The 8,325-nt window shown below is 72.0% G+C and carries 5 protein-coding genes and 1 pseudogene; 2 read left to right on the top strand and 4 right to left on the bottom strand.

The genetic code is table 11. From position 1 onward, the window contains the following. Nucleotides 1-356 (bottom strand): annotated as a pseudogene (locus GT042_RS38695) (glycoside hydrolase); the annotation flags it as partial. A gap of 272 nt (nt 357-628) precedes the next feature. Here GT042_RS38695 and pcrA point away from each other — a divergent pair. After that, the gene (pcrA, locus tag GT042_RS04255) at nt 629-3,139 is read left to right on the top strand and encodes a DNA helicase PcrA (protein WP_161307352.1); all 2,511 of its coding nucleotides are present in this window, start codon (nt 629-631) and stop codon (nt 3,137-3,139) included. 98 nt (nt 3,140-3,237) lie between these two features. Here pcrA and GT042_RS04250 read toward each other — a convergent pair whose 3' ends face one another. Continuing rightward, nucleotides 3,238-4,824: a M23 family metallopeptidase gene (locus tag GT042_RS04250; protein ID WP_161307351.1), complete on the bottom strand. Its 1,587-nt coding sequence runs from the start codon at nt 4,822-4,824 to the stop codon at nt 3,238-3,240. A 278-nt stretch (nt 4,825-5,102) separates the two neighbouring features. Then, nucleotides 5,103-5,975, bottom strand: a complete 873-nt coding sequence (locus GT042_RS04245) for an alpha/beta fold hydrolase (RefSeq protein ID WP_161307350.1) — start codon at nt 5,973-5,975, stop codon at nt 5,103-5,105. 170 nt (nt 5,976-6,145) lie between these two features. On the opposite strand from GT042_RS04245, the gene GT042_RS04240 reads away from it, so the two are divergent. Further along, nucleotides 6,146-6,559 carry a cobalamin B12-binding domain-containing protein gene (locus GT042_RS04240; protein WP_161307349.1) on the top strand — a complete coding sequence of 138 codons (414 nt, stop codon included), beginning with the start codon at nt 6,146-6,148 and terminating at the stop codon, nt 6,557-6,559. A 411-nt stretch (nt 6,560-6,970) separates the two neighbouring features. Here the strand turns inward: GT042_RS04240 and GT042_RS04235 are convergent. Beyond that, on the bottom strand, nt 6,971-8,325 hold a 1,355-nt coding region (locus GT042_RS04235; protein ID WP_161307348.1), incomplete at its 5' end, for a DUF5691 domain-containing protein.

Genomic DNA, 8,325 nt, shown 5'->3' with positions numbered 1-8,325 from the left:
CGCGTCTCCCCGGTGGTCCCCGCCGCCGCTTCCTTGGACCGGGCGGACCGGGCGGACCGGGCGGACCGGTCGGACCGGTCGGACCTGTCGGGCTTCGCCGCCTTCGCGGTCTTCGTGGGCTCCTTGGCCTGCGTGTACTGCCGCGTCGTACCGCCCGCCTGGCGGTACAGCGCGTCGACCTTCTTCTGCACGTCCTCCACGGACGGCTGCGACACGGCGGAGGGCGCGGCATCGGCGCTCTGGGCCGAGAGGAGCGTGACGGACGCCAGCGCTGCCGTGGTGAGCCCGACGGCGGGGGAGGTGGAACGGACTCCGCCGGTGCCGCGGGACTTGCGATGCGATGCCAAGATCGGCATTCCTTCCGGTGGACCGCAGAGGGACATGCGGAGTGCCTGGTCAAACACGCTAGCCAAAGTGTGGCGCTCATGTGAAGGACGATGGCCGATATGCCCGATACATTTTCGTGACCTTTGCGACGGTGACCGCATGAACGGCGTTCGAATCGCTTTCCGGGAAGTGTACGGTCACTTTCGGTGACTGTTCGACGGTGAATGTTCGATCGCCGGGCGCGGCGGGGTTCCCGAGGCGGACGCGGGGTGTCAGTGCGGCGCTCTAGACTCGGAGAGCGATGAGCAGCCTCTTTGACGACAGCTTCCTGGCGGACCTCCAGCCCTCCGGGGACGAGCATCCGCCGCCGCCCGAGGACCAGGACCGGCAGCCGCCGGAGCCGATCCCCGACGACCTCTTCGGAGGTGTGTTCGACGTGCCACCGCCCCGCGATCCGTACCACCGTGACGGCGCCCCGCGCACGGTCGTGGACCCGGCCGCGCTGCTCGAAGGGCTCAACGAGGAACAGCGCGCGGCCGTCGTGCACACCGGTTCCCCGCTGCTCATCGTGGCCGGCGCCGGATCGGGCAAGACCCGCGTCCTGACCCACCGGATCGCCCACCTGCTGGGCACCCGCAGCGTGCACCCCGGCGAGATACTGGCCATCACGTTCACGAACAAGGCCGCGGGCGAGATGAAGGAGCGGGTCGAGCAGCTCGTCGGCCCGCGCGCGCGGGCCATGTGGGTGCTGACCTTCCACAGCGCGTGTGTACGGATCCTGCGGCGCGAGTCCAAGAAGCTCGGGTTCACGTCGTCCTTCTCGATCTACGACGCCGCCGACTCCAAGCGCCTGATGGCCCTGGTCTGCCGTGATCTGGACCTGGACCCCAAGCGGCACCCCCCGAAGGCCTTCAGCGCCCAGGTCTCGAATCTCAAGAACGAGCTGATCGACGAGGAGACGTACGCCGACCGGGCCGCCGACGGTTTCGAGAAGACGCTCGCCGAGGCGTACCGGATGTACCAGTCGCGCCTGCGCGAGGCCAACGCGCTGGACTTCGACGACATCATCATGACCACCGTCCACCTGCTCCAGGCGTTCCCGGACGTCGCCGAGCACTACCGGCGGCGCTTCCGGCACGTCCTGGTGGACGAGTACCAGGACACGAACCACGCGCAGTACACCCTCGTACGGGAGCTGGTGGGCCCCTCGGGCGAGGGCGACGACCCCGCCGAGCTGTGTGTGGTCGGTGACGCCGACCAGTCCATCTACGCCTTCCGGGGCGCCACGATCCGTAACATCCTCCAGTTCGAGGAGGACTACCCGGACGCGAGGACGATCCTGCTGGAGCAGAACTACCGCTCGACGCAGACGATCCTCAGCGCGGCCAACGCGGTCATCGAGCGCAACGAGAGCCGCCGGCCCAAGAACCTGTGGACCAACGCGGGCGCGGGCGCCCTGATCACCGGCTATGTCGCCGACACGGAGCACGACGAGGCGCAGTTCGTCGCCGAGGAGATCGACCGGCTGACGGACGCCGGCGACACCAAGGCGGGCGACGTCGCGATCTTCTACCGTACGAACGCGCAGTCGCGTGTCTTCGAGGAGATCTTCATCCGGGTCGGCCTGCCGTACAAGGTCGTCGGCGGGGTGCGGTTCTACGAACGCAAGGAGGTCCGCGACGTGCTGGCCTATCTGCGCGTGCTGGCCAACCCCGAGGACACGGTGCCGCTGCGCCGGATCCTCAACGTGCCCAAGCGCGGCATCGGGGACCGCGCGGAGGCGATGATCGACGCGCTCTCGCTGCGGGAGAAGATCACCTTCCCGCAGGCGCTGCGGCGCGTGGACGAGGCGTACGGCATGGCGGCCCGCTCGTCGAACGCGGTCAAGCGCTTCAACACGCTGATGGAGGAGCTCCGTACGGTCGTGGAGTCCGGCGCGGGACCGGCGACGGTCCTGGAGGCCGTGCTCGAACGGACCGGCTATCTGGCGGAGTTGCAGGCCTCGACCGACCCCCAGGACGAGACCCGGATCGAGAACTTGCAGGAACTGGCCGCGGTGGCCCTGGAGTTCGAACAGGAGCGGGCACAGGCCGAAGGGGCCGCCGCGGCGGACGCCGGTGACACGGCCGGCGCGGGCGCCGCGCCCGCCGCCGCCACGACCGGCACGCTCGCCGAGTTCCTGGAGCGGGTGGCGCTGGTCGCGGACTCCGACCAGATCCCCGACGAGGACGAGGACGGCTCCGGGGTCATCACGCTGATGACGCTGCACACGGCCAAGGGCCTCGAATTCCCCGTGGTGTTCCTGACGGGCCTGGAGGACGGCGTCTTCCCGCACTCGCGGGCCCTCGGCCAGGTGAAGGAGCTGGAGGAGGAGCGCCGTCTCGCGTACGTGGGCATCACGCGCGCCCGCGAGCGCCTCTACCTGACCCGGTCCGCGATGCGGAGCGCGTGGGGGCAGCCCGCGTACAACCCGCCGTCGCGGTTCCTGGAGGAGATCCCGGGACACCACCTGGAGTGGAAGCGGACGGGCGCCCAGATCCCGGCGGGACCGACGTCCGGCATCACGTCCTCGCTGTCGTCCGGCGCCGCGCGCTCCCGGTCGGGCGGCGCGTCCGGCTTCGCCACGCGGCGTACGACCGACAAGCCGGTGATCTCCCTGGTGGTGGGGGACCGGGTGACCCACGACCAGTTCGGGCTCGGCACGGTCATGGCGGTCACGGGGACGGGCGCGGACGCGCAGGCGACGGTCGACTTCGGGGACGAGAAGCCCAAGAGGCTGCTGCTGCGGTACGCGCCGGTCGAGAAGCTGTAGCGGGCGGTACGGACGAGAGCCCCGCGCCCGACCCTTCACGGGGGTCGGGCGCGGGGCTCTCCTGTCGCTGTCCGCCGTGCGGTGGGCCGGCGCCGCGTCTACTGCGGGTTGAGGCCGTGGCTCTGGAGCCAGGGCAGCGGGTTGATCGCCGCGCCGCCGCCGGGCCGTACCTCGAAGTGCAGGTGGGGGCCGGTGGAGTTGCCCGAGTTCCCCGAGTAGGCGATGACGTCGCCCGCCTTGACGGTGCCGGAGCGGAACTTCGTACTGCTGAGGTGGCAGTACCACGTCTCCGTACCGTCGGGAGAGGTCACGATGGCCATGTTCCCGTAGGCCGAGTTGTACTGCGTGCGGACGGTGCCGTCCGTCGCGGCCATCACCGGAGTGCCGTACGCGACGGGGAAGTCGATCCCGGTGTGCACGGACATCCAGTTGACGCCGGCCTGGCCGAAGTAGGCGCTCAGCCCGTGCTGCGACACGGGGAGGGCGAACTTGGGGCGCGCCGCTTCCTTGCGCGCCGCCTCCTCCAGGCGTTTCTGCTTCTCCGCCTCCTGCCGCGCGGCGAGGTCGATGCGCTCCTGCGTACGGCTGGCACGGTCGCCGAAGTCGCGGGCGTCGGCGCTCATGGCCGTGACCTGGCTGTCGACCCGCGCGTTGGCGGCGGCGATCTTCTTCGCGGAGCTGACGTCGGCGGCCTGGGTGGAGACCGTGTTGTCCTGCTTCTCCTCGGCGGAGAGGTCGCCGACGGAGGCGGCGGCGATGCCCGCGACGCCCATGACACAGACGGAGGGGACGGCGACGGTGAGGAGGGCGGAGCGCTTGGCGGGGGTACGGCGGCGGCCCCGGCTGCCGTTGCCGCCGCTCGCGGAGCGGCCGACCGGGCGCGGGGTGAGAACGATCGCGGGCGCCGTCATGGTTTCTTCCATGTGCACGCTGTGCGCGGCGGGTACGGGCTCCGCGAGCTGATCGCTGTCGTCCGCCGCGCCGTCCGCCACGTCGTCCTGGAAGGTCTGGTCCGGCAGATCGGTGAGGGCGTCCTGCGTGTCGGGGTCGGCGCTGTACGGCGTGTCGTGGCCGTACGCGGCGTCCGCCTCGTACGCCGTCCCGGGCTGGTAGTGCTCGTCGGGCCGGTACTGCTCCTCGGGCTGCTGGTACGGCGTCCCGTCCGGGTACGCGGCCTGCTGGTACGGGGTTTCCTGCCCGTTCCACGCCGTGGCGTCGTACGCGCCGGTCTCGTACACCGGTGCCACCCACTGGGCGGTCGCGTCGTATCCGTAGGGCTGACCGGCCTGCAGGGCGCTGACGTCGAACTGCGCCGTCGCGGGGTGGCCCTGGGGGTCGTAGCCGAAGGTCCCGGTCGTCCCGGCCGCGAACTGCCCCGACGTGTCCAGCGGGTTCAGGGGGTCCTGCCGCGTGAGCGGATTCGCCTGGTTCCAGGCGTCCGCGTCCCACTGTCCCGTGGTGTCGTACTGCGGCGCTGCGTAGGCGTCGTACGTGACCGTGCCGACTCCGGCCGTACCGACCGTTTGGTGCGCGCCCGAGTCCCACGGGGTGCTGTCGTACTCGCCGGTGGCCTGGGGGGTTTCGTAACCGCCCGGCAGGTTGCCGAAGAGAGGGTCGGTCTGGAAGCTGCCGTTCTGGTACCCGTCGTGCGTGGTGTACCCGGCGTTGGTGTGCTGGTCGTTCACCAACTTCTCTCTCGCCTCGGCAGCAGAACCTTCCGGGGGCCGGCCCTGATGGTGGGTGGGGACCACGGAGCAAAGCAATGGCCGCGACTGTACCCGGCGCTGTACGACGCCGACAATCTTCCGCAAGTTTTAGGTTTCGCGGAAACGGGCATTCGGCCGTGTTTCGGGGGAGGGCGGGCACAGCTTTGGCCCTACGTTCGAGGGGTGTTCGAGAAAAATGGGGGGCGTGACGGCCTCCGCCCGGGCCGCTCGTCCCCTGGGGCGTGTCCGCGACATCCCTAGGCGACGGACGAGTCGCCACCCCGACCGCCCGAAGCCCGGGTGTCCGCGGCCCCCGTGTCGAACTCCTCCCGCTCCAGGGCGTGTCGGACGCCGGACACGACCGCCGGGTGGACGGGCAGGGCGAGATGGCCGACGCCGGTGACGCGGACGTTCCGGCTGAGGAGGTCGGGATGGGCGACGCGGGCCGCGCCGATCGGTGTCATCAGCTGGTCGAGGTCGCTCCAGAAGCTGACGAACCGGGTACGGCAGCCGGGGGCCGGCCCCCGCAGCTCCTCGATCAGGGACGAGCCGGGCCGCATCTGCCGTACGACGGGGTGGGCGCTCATGAGGGGCGCCACGGCCGTGCCCTCGTGCGGGGTGCCCAGGGTGACCAGCGTCCGTATCCGTGTGTCGCCGCCCAGGCACTGCACGTAGTAGCGGGCGATCAGGCCGCCGAGGCTGTGTCCGATGACGTCGACCCGGGCGTGTCCGGTGCGGGCGCAGATCTCCTCGACGTGCCGGCCCAGCAGCTCGGCGGCGGCCCGGACGTCGCAGGTCAGCGGCGAGTAGTTGAGCGACACGAGGTGGCGCCAGCCGTGCCGGGAGAGGGAGCGGCGCAGGAGGAGGAAGACCGAACGGTTGTCGATGAAGCCGTGCAGCATCACGACGGGGGGCCGTGAGCGGCCCCCGGTGGGGAGCTGGGTGGTCCCGGGCGTCAGGTCGGGGGCACGGCGCTCCTGGGCGATTCCGGTCGGGTAGAGGATCAGATGGCCGGTGAGGATCGCGAGGTCGAGGGTGAGGGCCCGCAGCAAGGGCTGGAAGGGGATCTGCGGCAGTGACCTGAGCGGCCCCAGCGGCCCGAGCGGCACGGAGAAAGGCAACACCCTCATCGGCAGACCTCCCGGACGATGCGCGGGGCCCCACGTGTGATTTCCCCCTCGCGGGCCTTCGCGAAACAGCGGGGTGCGGGATGCTGGGGATAACGTTCGTTCACTACTCCGGGCCTTGGCGGGCGCGGGGACCCGTGCCAACGAGGGCACAGTCGGTTGTGGAGGCAGTGATGGGTGTGACCGGTCCGATCCGCGTGGTGGTGGCCAAGCCGGGTCTCGACGGGCACGATCGCGGGGCCAAGGTGATCGCGCGTGCGCTGCGTGACGCTGGGATGGAAGTCATCTACACCGGTCTCCACCAGACCCCCGAACAGATCGTGGACACGGCGATCCAGGAGGACGCCGACGCGATCGGCCTGTCCATCCTCTCGGGCGCCCACAACACCCTCTTCGCGAAGGTCATCGACCTGCTCGGGGAACGGGACGCGCTGGACATCAAGGTCTTCGGCGGCGGCATCATCCCGGAGGCGGACATCGCCCCCCTGAAGGAGAAGGGCGTGGCGGAGATCTTCACCCCGGGCGCGACCACCACGGCGATCGTGGACTGGGTCAACGCGAACGTCCGCCAGCCGACGGGGGCGTGACGCCCTGTCGGGCGGGGGTACGGGTTCGGGCGGCCCGAAAGCCTGATGCCGATGGGGCGACAGGGCCGCTGCCGGGTGGCCGGCTGCCCGTGGCCCGGTGCCCGAGTCACGTGGGCCCGTGGCGCGTGGCCCGTGGCCAGGGCCGGGGCCCAGGCCCGGGCCCTGGTGGACGGATGCCGGTGCCGGTGGTCGTGCGGTCCCGTGGTGCTGAGCGGTGGCGCGGTAGCGGGGAGGCCGGGTGAGCGAGGGGTGAGCGCTCGTCGTAGCCCTGCCCGGACGCCTGCGGCCGGCGGACGGTGGTCCGGAGGCCGCACGCGGCCCCGTGGACGGTGGTCCGGTGCGGAGGGGCGGGTGCCGGTCGCGCTGTTCCGTGAACCCGTGAGGGGGTGCCGGGGCGTTGGGGGCTCGGCGTCAGGCCGTCGGCCCGGCAGCCGCGGCATCCGGAGGCGTGGGCTGGGCGGGCGCCAGCTCCGTCTGCATCGTGGCGCGCAGCCGGAGCGTCGAGACCAGGCGTTGGAACGCCTCGGACCAGTAGCCTCCGGCCCCCGGGGACGCGGACTCCGTTTCGTCCGGGGTGGCCGTGAGCAGTTCCAGGCGGCTCGCCTCGGAGGGGTCCAGGCAGCGTTCGGCCAGGCCCATGACCCCGCTGAAACTCCACGGGTAGCTTCCCGCCTCCCGGGCTATGTCCAGCGCGTCGACCACCGCGCGGCCGAGCGGGTCCGCCCAGGGCACCGCGCAGACCCCCAGCAGCTGGAACGCCTCCGACAGGCCGTGCGCGGCGATGAACGCGGCGACCCACTCCGCCCGCTCCCCGGGCTCCAGCGCGGCCAGCAGCTTGGCGCGCTCCGCGAAGGACGACGTACCGGGGCCGGTCGCCGGCGGGGCGGAAGGCGGGCCGAGGAGCACCCGGGACCAGTGGGCGTCGCGCTGGCGGACGGCGGCCCGGCACCAGGCCGCGTGCAGTTCGTCCCGCCAGCCGTCCTGCACGGCGAGCGTGACGATCTCCTCCGGCGGCCGGCCCCCCAGCCGCTCCGGCCAGACGGCGAGCGGGGCCGCCTCCACCAACTGGCCCAGCCACCAGGACCGTTCACCCCGGCCGGCCGGGGGCACGGCCACCACGCCGTCCCGCTGCATGTCCGCGTCGCATTCGTGCGGCGCCTCGACGGCGATCGTCGGCCCGTCCCCCGTACGGTCCAGGCTCACGCAGGTCGCCGCCCGCGCCGCCATCCGGCCGGCGAGCGCGGAGTGCGGCAGGGCGGACAGCAGTTCGGCCGCGGTGGCGCGGACGTTGCGGCTGCGGTCCGACAGCGCCTGCTCCAGGAACGGCTCGTCCGCCCCGGACAATCCCGTACGCAGCGAGTCGAGGAACATCAGCCGGTCCTCGGCCCGTTCGGTCGACCACGTCGAGGCCAGCAACTCCAGCGCCGCCCCGGGTCCCGCCGCCCGTACGGCTCCGAGCAGGGTGACGCGCTCCACGAACAGGCCCTCCTGCCAGAGCGCCCTGACGGCCTCCGGGTCGTGCACGTCCGGCAGCGACGAGCCGCCCGGCGCGCCCCGCAGGGCGAACTTCCAGTCCGGATTGAGCCGCGCCAGCCAGAGCCCGCGCGGCCCGGCGAACGCGAGGGCCCCCGGCCGCAGATCGGTACGCGCCCGCGCCGCGTCGAGCAGCGCGGGCAGTACGGAGGCGGGCGCCCGGTAGCCGTACGCGCCCGCCGTGGCCAGCCACTGCGGCAGCAGCTCGGTGAGGTCCGGCGCCGTACCCCGCC

This window comes from Streptomyces sp. SID3212 (assembly GCF_009865405.1).
In the GTDB taxonomy this organism is placed as follows: Bacteria; Actinomycetota; Actinomycetes; order Streptomycetales; family Streptomycetaceae; genus Streptomyces.
The sequence above is the reverse complement of the archived record's forward strand: the minus strand, read 5'-3'. Positions and strand labels throughout refer to the sequence as shown.

Excerpts from the sequence above, each read along its gene's own strand:
- pcrA (WP_161307352.1), top strand. The coding sequence starts at position 629 with ATGAGCAGCCTCTTTGACGACAGCTTCCTGGCGGACCTCCAGCCCTCC.
- GT042_RS04245 (WP_161307350.1), bottom strand. The coding sequence starts at position 5,975 with ATGAGGGTGTTGCCTTTCTCCGTGCCGCTCGGGCCGCTGGGGCCGCTC.
- GT042_RS04240 (WP_161307349.1), top strand. The coding sequence starts at position 6,146 with ATGGGTGTGACCGGTCCGATCCGCGTGGTGGTGGCCAAGCCGGGTCTC.